The sequence below is a fragment of the Lysobacter yananisis genome (genome assembly GCF_031199375.1).
GTDB classification, from domain to species: Bacteria; Pseudomonadota; Gammaproteobacteria; order Xanthomonadales; family Xanthomonadaceae; genus Lysobacter; species Lysobacter yananisis.
In genome coordinates this window covers 4,625,974-4,641,259 of sequence record NZ_CP133568.1, presented here as the reverse complement: position 1 = coordinate 4,641,259, position 15,286 = coordinate 4,625,974, and the positions used below count along the sequence as shown (strand labels likewise).

At 71.3% G+C, this 15,286-nt stretch carries 11 protein-coding genes; 7 read left to right on the top strand and 4 right to left on the bottom strand.

Annotation, left to right across the window (positions count from 1 at the left end; translation table 11 throughout):
* The first annotated feature begins 1 nt into the window (after position 1).
* Genes tssM through RDV84_RS19435 form a run of 5 tightly spaced genes read left to right on the top strand, consistent with a single transcriptional unit; the run spans position 2 to position 8,325 of the window.
* Entirely contained in the window at positions 2-3,505 is a 3,504-nt protein-coding gene (gene tssM, locus RDV84_RS19455) for a type VI secretion system membrane subunit TssM (protein ID WP_309151285.1), read from the top strand.
* Positions 3,502-4,119: a type VI secretion system-associated protein TagF gene (gene tagF / locus RDV84_RS19450; protein ID WP_309151284.1), complete on the top strand. Its 618-nt coding sequence runs from the start codon at positions 3,502-3,504 to the stop codon at positions 4,117-4,119. The genes tssM and tagF overlap by 4 nt, the downstream gene beginning before the upstream one ends.
* The gene (locus tag RDV84_RS19445; protein WP_309151283.1) at positions 4,116-4,874 is read left to right on the top strand and encodes a PP2C family protein-serine/threonine phosphatase; all 759 of its coding nucleotides are present in this window, start codon (positions 4,116-4,118) and stop codon (positions 4,872-4,874) included. The genes tagF and RDV84_RS19445 overlap by 4 nt, the downstream gene beginning before the upstream one ends.
* Positions 4,871-8,011, top strand: a complete 3,141-nt coding sequence (locus RDV84_RS19440; protein ID WP_309151282.1) for a serine/threonine-protein kinase — start codon at positions 4,871-4,873, stop codon at positions 8,009-8,011. Before RDV84_RS19445 ends, RDV84_RS19440 begins: the two co-directional genes overlap by 4 nt.
* Positions 8,008-8,325, top strand: a complete 318-nt coding sequence (locus RDV84_RS19435) for a hypothetical protein (RefSeq protein ID WP_057947660.1) — start codon at positions 8,008-8,010, stop codon at positions 8,323-8,325. Before RDV84_RS19440 ends, RDV84_RS19435 begins: the two co-directional genes overlap by 4 nt.
* A 186-nt stretch (positions 8,326-8,511) precedes the next feature.
* Here RDV84_RS19435 and tssA read toward each other — a convergent pair whose 3' ends face one another.
* From tssA to RDV84_RS19415, 4 genes are all read right to left on the bottom strand, one after another.
* Positions 8,512-9,531: a type VI secretion system protein TssA gene (tssA, locus tag RDV84_RS19430; RefSeq protein ID WP_309151281.1), complete on the bottom strand. Its 1,020-nt coding sequence runs from the start codon at positions 9,529-9,531 to the stop codon at positions 8,512-8,514.
* Positions 9,528-10,529, bottom strand: coding sequence for a LysR family transcriptional regulator (locus RDV84_RS19425; RefSeq protein WP_309151280.1), 1,002 nt, complete (start codon positions 10,527-10,529; stop codon positions 9,528-9,530). Before RDV84_RS19425 ends, tssA begins: the two co-directional genes overlap by 4 nt.
* 152 nt (positions 10,530-10,681) lie before the next feature.
* Positions 10,682-13,090: an ATP-binding protein gene (locus tag RDV84_RS19420; protein ID WP_309151279.1), complete on the bottom strand. Its 2,409-nt coding sequence runs from the start codon at positions 13,088-13,090 to the stop codon at positions 10,682-10,684.
* Positions 13,091-13,191: 101 nt separating this feature from the next.
* Entirely contained in the window at positions 13,192-13,929 is a 738-nt protein-coding gene (locus RDV84_RS19415) for a response regulator (protein WP_057947663.1), read from the bottom strand.
* Positions 13,930-14,649: 720 nt separating this feature from the next.
* Here RDV84_RS19415 and RDV84_RS19410 point away from each other — a divergent pair.
* Positions 14,650-14,970, top strand: a complete 321-nt coding sequence (locus RDV84_RS19410; protein ID WP_309151278.1) for a hypothetical protein — start codon at positions 14,650-14,652, stop codon at positions 14,968-14,970.
* Between the two features lie 108 nt (positions 14,971-15,078).
* The gene (locus RDV84_RS19405; RefSeq protein ID WP_057947664.1) at positions 15,079-15,276 is read left to right on the top strand and encodes a CsbD family protein; all 198 of its coding nucleotides are present in this window, start codon (positions 15,079-15,081) and stop codon (positions 15,274-15,276) included.
* Positions 15,277-15,286 lie beyond the last annotated feature (10 nt).

The window sequence follows — 15,286 nt, the reverse complement described above, 5'->3', positions numbered from 1 at the left end:
GATGATGTCGTATCTCTACCGCTTCATCGATTTCATGCGCCGCAAGGGTTTGACCGACCTGGCCGCGTTCGCGCTGACGGTGATCCTGGTCTGGACCGGCGGGCCGTACTTCGGCACCGACTCGTGGTATCCCCTGCGCAGCGTGCAGGCGCGGCTGATCCTGATCGGCGCGATCGGCGCCGGCTGGCTGCTGTGGCGCGGCTGGCGCTGGTGGCGCGAACGCCGCGCCGCCGGCGAGATGGCCCAGGACCTCGCCGCGCCGGCCGGCGAGGGCGCCGACAGCCCCGCCGCGCGCGCCGGCCAGGAACAGGCGCGGTTGCGCGCGCGCTTCGCCGAGGCGATGGAACTGCTGCGCAAGCGCAAGCGCCGCGACGGCCGCGGCCTGGACACGCTGCCGTGGTACCTGCTGATCGGCGCGCCCGGCGCCGGCAAGAGCACGCTGCTGCAGAACTCGGGCCTGGACTTTCCGCTCAAGGAGCATTTCGGCGGCCACACCGTCGCCGGCGTCGGCGGCACCCGCCAGTGCGACTGGTGGTTCGCCGACCAGGCGGTGTTCATCGACAGCGCCGGCCGCTACACCACCCAGGATTCCGACGCGGCCGCCGACGGCGCCGCTTGGCAGGCCTTCCTGGGCCTGCTGCGCAAGCACCGGCGTCGTCCATTGAACGGGGTGATCGTCGCGGTCAGCGCCTCGGACCTGCTCGATCCCGACGAAGACCGCCGCCGCGCCCACGCGCGCGCGGTGCGCCGGCGCCTGGACGAACTCGGCGAGCGCCTGCGCGCGACCGTGCCGGTCTACCTGGTGCTGACCAAGTGCGACCTGATCTCCGGCTTCGGCGATTTCTTCGCCGAGCTCGACGGCGCCGGGCGCGAACAGGTCTGGGGCACGACCTTCCCGCACGGCCGCGACGCGCCGGCCGACCCGACCACGCTGTTCGCCGCCGAACTGGAACTGCTGCTGGGCCGCATCGACGCGCGCGCGCTCGACCGCCTGCAGGCGTTCCGCGATCCGCAGCGGCGCGCCGGGGTGCTGTCGTTCCCGCAGCAGTTGCGCCTGCTGCAGCCGCAGTTGCAGGCGTTCGTGCACAGCGCGTTCGGCTCGCACGGTTATGCCGACCAGCCGTGGCTGCGCGGCGTCTACTTCACCTCCGGCACCCAGCACGGCCATCCGATCGACCGGGTGCTGTCGACGGTGGCGCGGGTGTTCGGCCTGGCGCCGTCGCGGTTGCCGGCGCCGGCGGACAAGCCGCGCACCTTCTTCGTCGGCCGCCTGCTCAACGAAGTGATGTTCGCCGAGGCCGGGCTGGCCGGCGGCTATCTCGGCAGCGAGCGGCGCAAGCGCGCGCTGCAGGTGGCCGCGTGGGTCGGTCTCGGCGCGGCCACGCTGACCTTGCTGTTCTGCCTGATCGGCAGTTACACCAACAACCGCCAGCGCATCGGCCAGGTCCGCGACGCGCTGGCCGATTACCCGATGGAAGCGCTGCCCGACGCGACCACCGAGCAGGAGTTCTACGCCCGCGCGCTGCAGCGCTTCGACGTGCTCGAACGCACCCGCAACGTCGCCGAGCCGCCCGGCCGGCCGGTGCCGTGGTCGTACCGGTTCGGCCTATACCGCGGCGCCAGCCTCGGCGCTGACGTGCAGGCGGCATACCTGCGCGATCTCAACGCGGTGATGCTGCCGGCGCTGGCGCAGTCGCTGCACCTCAGCCTGAGTGGTTCCAGCGGCGATCCGCAGTGGCTGTACCAGTTGCTCAAGGGCTATCTGATGCTGGGCCAGCCGGCGCGCCGCGACGTCGGCCATCTCTCGGCGCTGGCGGCGACGCACTGGCGGCGCACGCTGTCGGACGATCCGGCGCTGCGCGCGGCGCTGGACCGGCACCTGCGCGCCTTGTTCGCCGGCGGCGCGCGCGCCTTGCCGCTGGACGAGCGCCAGATCGAACGCGCGCGCGAAACCCTGCACACCGCCGAGATCCCGACCTTGGTCTACGGTGGTCTGGTGCTGGCGCGCTCCGGCGCGACGCCGCGCGAAGCGGCGCCGGTGCGGCTGGACCGCAAGCTCGGCCTGCTCGGCGAAGTGTTCCAGCGCCGCAGCGGCACCGCGCTGTCGGAACCGCTGCCGGCGCTGTACACCCGCCAGGCCTTCGCCGAACTGTCCGGCGGCGGCATCGAGCGCGCGGTGCGCGAGTTCCTGGCCGAGGACTGGGTGCTCGGCGGCGCCAAGCTCGACGCGCTGGCGCGGCTGCAACTGACCCAGCAAGTGCTGGCGCTGTACCAGCGCGACTACATCGCCGCCTGGGACCGGGTGCTGGCCGACATCGAGCTGCGGCCGGTGGTCGGCATGGGCGAGGCCAGCGCGGTCGCGGCCAAGCTCGGCGGTCCGGGCTCGCCGTTGAAAGCCTTGCTGGAGCTGGTGCGCGAGCACACCCATGGCCTGCATGCGGCCAAGCCCGCGGGCGACAAGGGCGCGAAAGGCGGCGGCTCCGCGCAGAACCGCTCCGCCGCCGAGGCCGACAACGACAACGACAACGAGGGCGGCGCAGGGCAGGGCGGCGACGCTGCCGGCGAGCCCATCGGCCTGCATTTCGAACCGTTCAACCGGCTGCTGTCGAGCGACGGCGGGGCGATGCCGCTGGACCAGACCATGACCACGCTGACCCAGATGAGCCGTTCGCTGCTGAGCATCGGCGCCGGCGTCGGCGGCGTCGACCAGAACGACCCGGCGTTGCTGATCGCCGCGCAGCAGGCCGAGCAACTGCCCGCGCCGGCCTCGCAATGGGTCGCCGCGCTGGCCGGACGCAGCCGCAGCCTGGCCGCCGACAGCGCCGGCGAATCCATGCGCGCCGGGCTGCGCCAGAGCGTCGGCGCGGACTGCGGCCTGTTCGTCAACGGCCGCTATCCGTTCGACCCGGGCGCCAGCAGCGAGATTCCGCTGCGCGACTTCGCCGAACTGTTCGCCGGCGGCGGCCGTTTCGACCGTTTCTTCCAACAGTCGCTGGCGGCCAAGGTCGACACCGGCGCGCGCCGTTGGCAATGGAAGGACGGCATGCGCGAGGTCGAGGCCGGGGACGTGCTCGCGCGCGCGCAACTGGCCGACCAGATCCGCCAGGCTTACTTCGGCAGCGGCGGCCTGCCGCAAGTGGCGTTCACCGTCTCGGTCGCGCCGCAGCCCGGCATCGGCCGGGTGCAGCTGGAGGTCGACGGCCAAAGCCTGGACTACGCCGACGGCGTCGCCACGCGCCAGAGCATGACCTGGCCCGGCCCGCGCGCCGGCTTCGTCAAGATCAGCGCCTGGGACGAGCAGGACCAGCCGCTGGCGAGCAAGGAATACCGCGGCGCGTGGTCGTGGTTCCGCGCCCTGCAGGACGGTCGCCTGCGCCGCGAAGGCGACCTGAACTACGTCGCCGACATCGCCCTGGGCAGCGCGCAACTGCGCATCGGCGTACTGCCGGGCAGCCTGCGCCATCCGTTCGCCGACGCGTCGGTGCAGCGGTTCCGTTGCCCGTGAGCGGACCGCATGCCACGGTCGGTTTCTACGGCAAGCTGCCGTGCGTGGGCGATTTCGTCCGCCGCCGCCTGCCCGATGCGTTCGTCGCGCCGTGGGACGCGGCGATGCAGCGCCTGCTGCTGAGCGCGTCCGGCGACGATGCGCCGGTGCGCGACGACGCTTCGCGCTGGCGCTTCGCGCTGGCGCCGGGCGTGTGCGGCGACCGCGCCTGGATCGGCTGCGTCGGCGCCAGCCGCGACCGCGTCGGCCGCGCGTTTCCGCTGGTGCTGGCGGCGCCGCTCGCGGCTGCGGCGCCGGCCTGGTTCGACGCCGCCGAACGCCTCTATGCGCAAGCGCTGCGCGGCGAGTTCGCCGACGTCGAAGCCTTCGACCGCGCATGCGCGCGACTGCGCGCCGACGCGGCCGACGATCCGCGCTTGGCCGCATGGCGACGCGCGCACGCCGGCGACGACGGCCGCCGCTGCAGCCTGTGGTGGCGTGCCGATGCGCCCGCGCGGCGCGGCGCGTGGATCACCAGCGTCGGCCTGGCGTTCGCCGAAGGCGGCCGCGAACTCGATCTTGCGTACGCGCCGCTGCCGGCGCAGCGCACCGATCTCGTCGAGGCCGACGCATGAACGCCGGCGTTCTGCCCATGCCGGACCTGCACGCCGGCTTCGGCCGTTTCGCTTCCGACGGCCTCAGCGACCGCGGCAAGCTGCGCGACCGCAACGAGGACGCGATCCTGGTGCGCGAAGACCTCGGCCTGTGGGCGGTCGCCGACGGCCTCGGCGGCCACAGCGCCGGCGACTACGCCAGCCGCGCGGTGATCGAGCGACTCGACGCGCTGCAGCGTCCGCACGACCTGGTCGAGTTCATCGAAGCCATCGAGGACGCCTTGCGCGCGGTCAACCAAGAGCTGCGCGAATTGGCGCAGACGCGCCAGGTCGACATCATCGCCTCGACCGTGGTGTTGCTGGTCGGCGCCGAGGACCTGGCGGTGTGCGGCTGGGTCGGCGACAGCCGCGCCTACGGTTTCGACGGCGCGCGCCTGGCACAACTCACCCGCGACCACGTCGCCAGCTACGACGAGGACGAAGACCCGTCCGCGCCGGGCGCACCGATGGCCGGCGGCGCGCTGACCCGGGCCATCGGCGCCGACGACGAGTTGTTCGTCGATTGGGCGGTGATCGCGCGCCGGCCGGGACAGACCTTCGTGCTGTGCTCGGACGGGATCAACAAGGAAATGAGCGACGAGGAGATCGCCGCCGAGTGCCGCCGCCACGGCGAGCCCGGCGCGCTCGCGCGGCGCCTGCTCGACACCGCGCTGGCGCGCGCGGGCCGCGACAACATTTCGGTGGTGACGGTGCGCCGGGGGGGCGCGGAACCATGAAGCACACGGACGAGCGGCCGCGGGCCGCGGACAGCGACGACGCGACCCGGGTCGCGCCGATCCGCGCCGATGCCGGCGCGACGGCGGCACCGCCGGCCAACGCACCTGCGGCGGACGAAACGGTGGTGGCGCCGATGCGCGCGTCCGCGACCGGCGCGCCTGCCGCCCACACCCACACCCACACGCCTGCGACGGACGCGCCGCCCGCATCCGCGCCGGCACCGGACGCCGCGCCGCACGCCGACGACGCCACCGTGGTCAAGCGTCCCGCCATCGACACCGAGCGGCGCCGCGCGACCTCGCAGTCCACCAGCGCCGGCACCACCGACTGGGTCGCGCTCAGCGCCGATCCGGCGCAGGCCCAGGTCGGCGTCGGCACCTTGCTCAAGGGCCGCTTCCTGCTCGAACGCGAGATCGGCCGCGGCGGCATGGGCGTGGTCTACCTGGCGCGCGACGAGCGCAAGGTCGAAGCGCGCGACCGCCATCCGCACATCGCGGTGAAGGTGCTCAACGACGATTTCCGCCGCCATCCCGACGCGCTGATCGCGCTGCAGCGCGAGGCGCGCAAGGCGCAGAGCCTGGCCCACGACCGGATCGTGCGGGTCTACGACTTCGACAAGGACGGCACCGTCGTATTCATGACGATGGAATACATCGATGGCACCGACCTGCGCGGATTGATCCGCGGCCGCCAGGGCCTGGGCCTGCCGATGGCCGAAGCCGCCGGCCTGATCGAAGGCATGGGCCGCGCCCTGGAACGCGCGCACCGCGCCGGCGTGGTGCATTCGGACTTCAAGCCCGGCAACGTCATGGTCGACGCCGATGGCGCGGCGAAAGTGTTCGACTTCGGCATCGCCCGCGCCACCCGCCGCGTCGGCGAGGCCGACGACGACCGCACCGTGTTCGACGCGACCACGCTCGGCGCGCTGACCCCGGCCTACGCCAGCCTGGAGATGCTGCGCGGCGAGCAACCGGCGGTGGCCGACGACGTCTATGCGTTCGGTTGCGTGGTCTACGAATTGCTCGCCGGGCGCCATCCCTTCGACAAGCTCAGCGCCCAGGACGCGCAGGCCGCCGGCAAGTATCCCAAGCCGATCCGCGGCCTGAGCCGGCGCCAGAACCGCGCCCTGCAGCGCTGCCTGGCGTTCGCGGCGACCGATCGCCCCGGCATCGCCGAGGTGCTGGAACAATTGCGTCCGCGCGGCCTGCGCGAACGCGCGCGCGGCTACGCCGTCGGCGCCGGCGCATTGCTGCTGGGCGGCGCCGCGGCGGCGTTCCTGGCCCAGGCCTATTCGCGCCAGCAGCAGAGCCGGCAGGTGCTGCAGCGGCTCGCGCCGGGCGCCGCCGACCGCTACGCCGACGAAGCCCAGGCCGGCCGCGCGCTGATGGCGCTGGACGAGGAGGACCGGCGCCGGCTGGTGGCCGACGCCAGCGCGCCGATCGAATCGTTCCTGCTCGCGCGCATCGACCATTACTGGCTGCCGTACCGCGGCCGCGAGGACTACGCCGGCGCCCAGCGCGTGCTGGCCGTGCGCGAGCAGCTCAAGCTGTTCTCGCCGCGGCTGGAAACCCGGCGCATCGAACTGGAGCAGGAGCGCAACAAGATCCTCAACGAACTCGACACCCGGCTCAGCCGCGCGATCGCCGCCGGCGCGCTGTTCGAGGACCAGCCCGGCAACGCGGTGGCGATCCTCGGCCGGATCCGCGCGATCGATCCCAACAGCCGGCTGCTGCGCCATGCGCAACTGGCGCTGAGCTACGACGCGGCGATCGTGCAGGCCATCGGCGGCGGCCAGCTGGAATCGGCGCGGGTACGGCTGGCGACGGCGCGGCGGGTGTTCCCGAACGATCCGAACTGGCCGGTGCGCGAGCAGCAACTGACTGCCGCCGTCGCCGCGCCGCCGGTTCCGGCGGAGGGCGTACCGGTAGCGGGCGCACCGGCCGAAGGCGCGCCGGATGCGACCGCACCGCTCGCGGAACCTGCGGCCGCGGAGGCTGCCGAACCACTGGCGCAGGCGGAAGAAGCGGCGATGAAGGAGGCCGAGATCGAGACCCGGATCGAATCGTTGCGCGGCGCGGCCGCAGCCGGCGACGCCGACAAGGTCGCCGACCTGTTGCAGCGCATCGCCGAGCTCGATCCACGCCATGCCTTCCTCGGCGAGGGCCGACGCCTGCTGCGCGACACCGTGCTCGGCGAGGCGCGCGACCTGTCGCGGCAGGGCAAGTGGAGCGACGCGGCCGAGCTGAGCGCGCGGCGCGAGGACTGGAGCAATGATCCGACGGTGCGCCAGGCCGCGCTGCGCTACGCGCTGGCCGCCGACCTGGCCAGGCAGGGCGCGATCGAACCCGGTGCCCCGGCCTGGCCGGGCCTGCAGGGCAGGGCGCGCAAGCTGCGCGCGCAGGACCCGCGCGGCTTGCGCTTGTGGCAGGCCGAACTGGCCGCGTCCAACCGGCGCAGCGCGATCGCGGTGCGCGGCCTGCTGCAGCGTCTGCTGGCCGCGCCGGTCGAACCGGCGTCTGCGCCAGTAGCCACAACCGCGGCCGTGCCCGATACGCCAGCCGTGGCGGATCGCGCGGACAAGAAATCCGAACCGCTGGCACCGTGCCGCGCCGGGGCGGCCGCCAAGGCGCGGCCGTGCGGCGACTCGCTCGGCAGCTACGGCAACGGTCCGGTGCTGGTGGTGGTGCCGCGCGCCGGCAAGAAGCCGCTGGCGATCATGCGCCGCGAGATCGGCTTCGACGACCTCAAGCCGTTCTGCGATGCGACCCGCTCGTGTCCGGATTCGAGCCGCTGGCAGGGCAAGACCGTCGCCCGCGACCTGCCGCTGAGCCTGGTGCAGAAGTACGCGCAATGGCTCAGCGGCGCCAGCCGCCAAGCGTATCGGCTGCCAACCGACGCGGAGTGGATCGAAGCGGCCCGCGCCGGCGGCGCCGAGGCGGTGTGCGAAGTCGCGGTCACCAACCGCTGGGGACTGGTCAACATGGCCGGCGGCGTCGGCGAGTGGGTCGTCGACGGCAGCGTCGTCGGCGTGCGCGGCGGCCCCGGCAACGCCCGCGCCTGCGCCGGCGCGGCCGGCGTCGGCAACGGCCGCGCCGACGCACGGATCGGCGCGCGTCTGGTCAAGGAGCTGAAGTGAGCGAGTGGGAAATCCAGGTCAACCTCGCCCTGCGCGAACTCGGCCTGGCCCAGGCCGACGGCCGCATCGCGGCACAGGAGTACCGCCGCTGCCGTCGCCAGTTGCTGCTCAAGGCGCTGCACTTCGGCGCCGGCGCCGACACCCTGCGCCGCGACGAGGCGCATGCGCCCCGGCCGCCGCCGCCCGCGGTCGACGCGCGCAAAGGCTTGCCGCGCGCCCTGCGTTCGTGGGCGCTGTGGCTGTGGTGTCTGTGCATGCTGCTCGGCGCCGCGGCGCTGTACGCCTATTGGCTGGGGCATGGCGCGCCGTCGTGAGCGCGGCGCGCCAGGACTGGCGAACGGGTCCCGCGCGCGCAAGGCGCGAAGCGGAGCGCTCGATGGGAATCGCCGGATCAGCGCGGCTCGATCAACGCGGCTCGATTGAAGCAGCTCGGTTGAAGCCGTTCGATTCGATCGGCCCAACCACCGCAAGCCCGCCCGCGGCGACCGCGGGCGCAGGCTTCACTCGTCGTGGTTCTGCCCGGAAATCACTTGCAGCTGGGAAATCCCGTCCGGCGCGAGGTCGCGCATGAGCCCGGCGAAGTCCAGCCCGACCAGGCGTTGCGCCCGACGCAGCAGCAGCGGCACCGGGCTGGAAGGTTCCACCCGCGCGTAGTAGTCGCAAATCTGGTCGATCGCGCGGCGCACGTCCTCGGGACGCTCGATGCCCTGGCGTCCCGACGCAGCCGGCGCGGCCGCGGCGCCGTCGCCCGCGCTCGCCGCTTCGGCGACCGCGGCCGAGGCGTCGCGTTCCAGCAGCGCCGGATGCACGAACGCGCGCAACTCGCGCAACTCGCGCAGCAGCCCGGCGAAATCCGGGCCCGACAACGAAGTGCGTTCGCCGAATACGTCCGCCATCGCGCCCAGGTCGGCGACGGCGCCGGCCAACGCCGCGTCCAGCGCGGACAGTTCCTGCAGCGGGCATTCGCGCAGACAGGCCTCCATCGCCGACAGGCCGGGCAGGCCGGCCGCATCGGCCGGTTCGATCTTCAGCGTGCCCTGGGCGATGCGCAGTTCGCGCAGCGAGAAGTGCGCCGGGTGCGAGCCGCGGAACAAGCGCGCGCCGCGCAGGTAGGACAGCATGCGTTCGTTGTCGGCCAAGCCGGCGACCGCGTTGATGCGCTCGGTGGGATCGTCGTTCTCGCTCGGGTCCAGGCGCGGATGCACGCTGTCCCAATGGTGTTCCAGCAGCGCACGCATCAACGCCACGCCTTGCGCCCAACCGGCCACGCCGTCCAGATGCAGACGCGCCGCGCACCAGTGCACGGCCACGCGCAGGTCCTTGGACCGTTGCAGCAGCGCATCGGCCTGGTCGGCGATGCGCTGCCATTCGATCGGTTCCGAGGCGATGGTGCCGGCGCCGAGGGTGCGTTCCGGCCGCGGCTCGGCCAACTCTTCCAGCGTCTGGAAGTCCGGGTCGTATTCCAGGTTCGGGCCGCACGGTTCGTCGCCGTCGAGCGGCTGCAACAGGCGCTCGCTCATTGCACCGCTCCGGGGACGACGGCGGCGAGCAGGCGTTCGACCGCGCCGGTGCGGGCCTCGCGCGGCAACGGCGCGGCCGCATCGTCGGCGTCGAAGCCGAATCGATGTTCGCGCAGCCGGCGGTGCAGCGGATCGCGGTCGCTGCGCCGGTGCCAGGCGATCACCAGCGGCATCGGCGGCAAGGCGAACGGCAATTCGCAGCAGGCCAGCCCTTCGCTGGCCGGATCGGCGGCGAGCATGCTCAGCGGCACGGTGGCCACCATGTCGGTTTCCAGCAGGATGTCGCGCACATTGCTCCAATGCGGCAGCTGCACCGCGACGCTGCGCCGGTGGCCGCGACCGAGCAGGCAGTCGTCGATCGGCGCGCCGTCCTGTCCCGGCTCGCTCACCACCAAGTGCTGCAGCGCGCAGTACTCCGCCAGCGCGGGCGCGTGGACGCCGCGCGGATGCCGCAGGCGCTGGACCATCACGTAGCGGTCGTCGCCGAGCTTGCGGAAGCGCAGCGCCGGCGGCAGCTGGATCGACGAGCCCAGCAGCAGATCCAACTCGCCGTTCTCGAACTGGGCCAGCAGGTCCGGCTCCTGCGCGCGCACGAAGCACAGGCGCAGCCGCACATCGTCGAATTCGCAGCGCTGGGCGTGGCGGACCAGGCGCGCGGCGAGTGCGGCGATGGCTTCGGTATTGCCGCCGATCTTGAAGCTCACCTCGCTGGTCGCGGACTTGCGCTCCTCGCGGCGGCGCCCGATCGACTTGAGCTTGTCCATCGCTTCGCGCAGCGGCGCCGCCAACTCGACCGCCTTGGGCGTGGCGACCATGCCGCGGCCGGTGTCCGACGGGGTCAGCAACGGATCGTCGAACAACACCCGCAGCCGCGCCAGTTGCGAGGACAGCGCCGGCTGGCTGATGTGCAGGCGGCGCGCGGCGTGGGTGACGTTCTTGAGTTCGAGCAGGGCGTCCAGGGACACCAGCAGGGACAGATCGGTCGGTCGGAGGGTCATGAACGCGTCGATGGCGGGCGAGGGGCGATAGGCGTGGGGTTCCTGGGTCGGTGTCCTTACCTGGGCTGCGTCGGACGGCATCCGTCATTGGATGCTCGCTCACAGATTAGGTGCCTACGGCTACCAGCCGATTTCCGTCCCGGCTGGTTTTGTTACATATGTAACGCGCCGGGCCTGTACCCGTAATCCTGGCTCGAACGCGCCAGCGCGCGCGCCAGCGATTCGGCGCGCACCGGCGCGCGGAGGGTTTCGGCGACCGCGTAGCCCAGGTCCGGCGCCGGCGTCAGGCCCGGGTTGTGCAGGGCCAGCAGGATCGGGCGTCCGGGCAGCAGCGCGTGCAGCGTCGCGACCTCGCCGGCGGCGCAACGCGCGTCTTCGGACTGGACCAACGCGCCGTCGAAATGATCGGTGCGCTCGGCGATCGCGTGCGCGGCATGGTCGGCATCGGCATAGCCGATCGGCTCGTGGCCCAGCGCCGCGAGCAGGTCCTCCAGGCGCTCGCGCGCGGCGGGGTCCGCGCACAGCACCAGCCAGGTCTCGTGGCCGTCGCCGGCGGCGCAGTCGCCCTCGCACAGCGGCAAATCCACCACGAAGCGGGTACCCAGCCCGGGCCGGCTGTCGACCTGGATGCGGCCGTTGTGATTGCCGACGATCTGCTTGACCGTGGCCAGCCCCAGCCCGGTACCGCCTTTGCGGGTGGTGAAGAACGGATCGAAGATGCGGTCCAGCTGCGGCGCCGGAATGCCCACGCCGCGATCGATCACTTCGATGCGCACCCGTTCCGGCGCGGAGTCGCCATCGATGCGGGTCACCTGGATCAGGATCGGCCCGCGCATCGACATCGCCTGGGCCGCGTTGGTGCCCAGGTTGAGGATCACCTGCTGCAACTGGGACGGATTGCCCCACACCTGCAACGCGGACGGCGCCGGGCGCAGCTCGAACTCCACGCTCGCCGGCAGCGCCGCGACCAGCAGCGAACGGCTGCGCTTGGCCAGCTCGTTGATCTCTACCGGCCGCACGTGGTGGTTCTGGGTGCGGCCGAAACTCAGGATCGCTTCGACCAGTTCGGCCGCGTGCTCGAGCGCGCGGCCGATCTCGGCCAGGTTGGCCTGCGCGTGGGCGTGCGGCGCCAGCCGCAGCTGCGCGGTTTCGACGTTGCCGCGGATCGCGCCGATGATGTTGTTGAAGTTGTGCGAGATGCCGCTGGCCATGGTGCCGATGGTTTCCATGTCGCGGGCGCGGCCGAGCCGGTGCTCGAGCACGCGCGCCTCGTCTTCCAGGCGCTGGCGTTCCAGCGCGTCGGCCAGGGTGTCGAGCGCCGAGCGCAGCAGGACGAATTCGGAGTAGGCCGCGGCGCTGGCGCGCTGGCGCGGCCGGGTGCAGCACAACAGCGCGGTGGCGCCTGACTCCGAGCGCCGGCGCAGGCACAGCCAGCGCGCCCGCCGTAGCGGCGCGCGGTCGCCGGCGCGCAGCTCCACGCTGCGCCCGCGCTCGTCGACGACGAAAGCGTCGTGGCCCGGTCCCGCGCCGGGCGGGGCGTCGGCGATCAGCGCCTGGGCGAACGCGGCGAAGGCCGGATCCTCCGCGCCCGACCACGAACGCGGCCGCGCCTGGCCGCAGGACAGCACCAGCCCGGTCTCGACGTTGCCCAGCGACTGCGACAGGCGGGCGAGGCTGGCGGCGACGACCGCATCGGTCCTGGCACGTTCGCAGCCGAGCAGGTCGCGCGAGATCGCCATCATCAGGCGGTCGAACTCCGAACGCCGGCGCAGCGCGCGGGCGCGCTCGTGCAGCATCTTGGCCAGGTACACCAGCGTCGCCAGCATGGCGATGGCGAGCAGGATCAGGCCGCTGCGCGCCTGCAACGAACGTTCGGCCAGGCTTTCGCGACGCTGCGCCAGGTAGGTCTGCACCGCGGCATAGCTGGGCAGGTGCGGCAGCGGCTGCAGCTTGAGGATCGTCGCATGCGTCTGCGGCAGCAGCTGCGCCAGTTCGCGCGCGTGCACGAGCAACGGACCGGCGCCGCCGGCCTGCGCCATCGCGTCGAAGCGTTGGTGCACTTCGCGCAGGGCGTCCGCGCTGTCGTCCTGGCACAGCCGGTGGACCGAGCCGGTCAATGCGCCGATCGCGCGTACCGCGCGGACATCGCGTTCGGCCGCCAGTTGCCGGCCGCTCTCGGCCGAGAAGGTGCGCATGGCATCCGACAGCAGCGCGTTCTGCACGCGAAAGCGCGCCAGCTGGATCTGCTTGGCCTCGTAGTCGCCCGCCAGGCGGACGATGCGCGCGCCCAGTTCGACGTCCGCGCGCGCCAGCCGGCGCAGCCGCTCCAGCGCATCGCGCGCGCGGCGGTCGCCGGCGAACAGGCCGCGGTAATCGCGCAACGCGCCGACGCGGGTCTTCAGCACGTCGCTCTCGATGTCGGTATCGGCCATCTTCAGCGCCGCCAACGCGCTCAGCGAGCGGTCGCAGCGCTGGATCGCGCCGTCGAGGGAGTAGATGTACAACGCCAGCGACAGCAGCGCGGCCAGCATCGTCGCGCTGATGAAGACGATGGTCTTCATGGCGTTGGGTCAGCCGGCCGCGCCGCCGCGGGCGCCGATCCGCGACGCGGCCTGGCCGACGACCCGGCCGCTCGCCGCTAACGCCCGCGTCGCGGCCCCGCTCAAATGCACTCCACCGCAGGCGCGAACACGTAGCCGTGCCCGCGCTGGGTGACGATCACCTGCGGATTGACCGGATCGCGTTCGAGCTTGCGCCGCAGCCGCAGGATCTGCACGTCGATGCTGCGGTCGAACACGTCGTCGTGGATGCGGGTGGTGCGCAGCAGGTGGTCGCGGCTCAGCGGCCTGCCCGGCGCGTCGATGAAGGCGCACAGCAGCGCGTGCTCGCCCTTGGTCAGGACCACCGATTCGCCCTCGGGCGAGGTCAGCGCGCGCGCGGCGCGGTCGAACTGCCAGTCGTTCCAGCGGTAGATCGCGCGCTTGGCCGCCTGCACGCCGGCCATCAGCGAAGCCGAATGCCGGCGCAGCACCGCGCGCACGCGCGCGGTCAGCTCGTGCAGGCCGAACGGCTTGGGCATGTAGTCGTCGGCGCCGAGCTCGAGGCCGACGACGCGGTCGATCTCGTCGCGGCGGTGCCCGGTCATGATGATCACCGGGACGTCGGAATCGCGCCGCAACGCGCGCAACAGGTCCAGGCCGTTCTCCTGCCGCAGCATCAGGTCCAGCAGCACGATGTCGTGGCTGCGTTGTCGCATCGATTCGCTCATCTCGGCGCTGTCGGTGGCCGCGTAGGCGTCCATGCCCTGGGTGCGGATGTGCCCCATGATGACGTGCGCCAGCGCCTGGTCGTCCTCGACCACCAACACCTTGGGACGTTGCGACTGTTCTGGAAGTAGCATCGATACGACCTGTCACGATGATGATGCGATACGGCGGAGGCGGCGGAGTCGACAGATACAGCGGCCTGGGCGATGGGCGATCCGGTCGCGCGGCCGCGGCGCGCCGCCGCACGCGGCGGATGCGCAGACAGGCCGCAGGAGGGCAGGGTAGAAGCGCGCGGGAGCGCGAATGCCGCGACGGACCGGCGCACCGCCGCCGCGGACCGGGACGCAGCGCCCGCATGAGGCGCATCGCGTCCTGCATTCCCGACACGAAAACTTCGAATCCCCCTGAACCTCGTTCGCCGCGCAAACTTTTCCGCCGATCAGTGTGCGGTCCAAAGCTTGCGCAAAGCTTGCGATCCGAATTTCCGCAACATTCATGACAGCGCTGTCATTTTTTGCGTCAGGAATCTTATCCCATTGCGCGATCAAGTGTCGAGGCAAGTCGATTGTTTGATCGGATCCGCATTTTCTTTGACGACAAGTTCGTTTTGCGCGCCGAAGGCATGGATTTCAGGTGCGTTCGATCACAGATGCGGATTGCGTACGGCGCATTCGCTCGCCTCGCCGCGCCGCGGTTCGTTGCGTGTTGCGGCGACCGCCAATCGAATAATTTATTGCAAGCGTATGAAACGCAGTCGTCTAAATCGAATGGCATCGACAAGCGAATATCGTATACGGCTGCCGACGCCGCTGTTCGCGCCTGGCGATAGATGCCTTCGTCGACCTGATCGTCCCATGCTTTTCAAGGGACGCTTCGTCGGCGTTTTCCGAGCCCATCATTCGCTGCTGCGCGATACGATCTGTTTTTCGCTAGCGGCTGCAAATAGCTGCCCGATAGCGCGGAGCCTACGTCGTCGATACGAAGACATCGGAAAAGTCGCCACCAATTCCGATAGTGAGAAGAGAACGCACCGCCTGAGGCGGTCGTTACTCACGCCTCACGAAACGCACGCAATCACGCTCTGCGATGACGCCAGTCGCATTGCTCAGCACATCTCGCCGTCGTTGATCAAAGCGATCCAAAGCGCGATGAAATTCCAGTGGAAAAATGACTGAATCGTTCAGTCGAATGCTCACGCATCGGCAACAGGCGCATCGACACACTGCATCCAACCCGAGCGCTTCTTCGCTCGCGTTTCCAACTCAACTATGCGGAGCATCGTCATGAACAAGGACATCATTGCCGGCAAGTGGACGCAGCTGAAGGGTCAGGCCAAGGCCAAGTGGGGCGACTTGACCGACGACGATCTGGATGTCGCGGAAGGCAACGCGCAGTACCTGGCCGGCAAGCTGCAGGAGAAGTACGGTTGGGCGAAGGATCGCGCCGAAAAGGAAGTCAAGGACTTCAGCGACTCGTTGTAATGGGTTCGCG

Coding starts and splice junctions, on each gene's coding strand:
- RDV84_RS19445 (WP_309151283.1), top strand. CDS start 4,116: ATGAACGCCGGCGTTCTGCCCATGCCGGACCTGCACGCCGGCTTCGGC.
- RDV84_RS19425 (WP_309151280.1), bottom strand. CDS start 10,529: ATGACCCTCCGACCGACCGATCTGTCCCTGCTGGTGTCCCTGGACGCC.
- RDV84_RS19420 (WP_309151279.1), bottom strand. CDS start 13,090: ATGAAGACCATCGTCTTCATCAGCGCGACGATGCTGGCCGCGCTGCTG.
- tssM (WP_309151285.1), top strand. CDS start 2: ATGATGTCGTATCTCTACCGCTTCATCGATTTCATGCGCCGCAAGGGT.
- RDV84_RS19440 (WP_309151282.1), top strand. CDS start 4,871: ATGAAGCACACGGACGAGCGGCCGCGGGCCGCGGACAGCGACGACGCG.
- RDV84_RS19410 (WP_309151278.1), top strand. CDS start 14,650: ATGCTTTTCAAGGGACGCTTCGTCGGCGTTTTCCGAGCCCATCATTCG.
- tssA (WP_309151281.1), bottom strand. CDS start 9,531: ATGAGCGAGCGCCTGTTGCAGCCGCTCGACGGCGACGAACCGTGCGGC.
- RDV84_RS19405 (WP_057947664.1), top strand. CDS start 15,079: ATGAACAAGGACATCATTGCCGGCAAGTGGACGCAGCTGAAGGGTCAG.
- RDV84_RS19415 (WP_057947663.1), bottom strand. CDS start 13,929: ATGCTACTTCCAGAACAGTCGCAACGTCCCAAGGTGTTGGTGGTCGAG.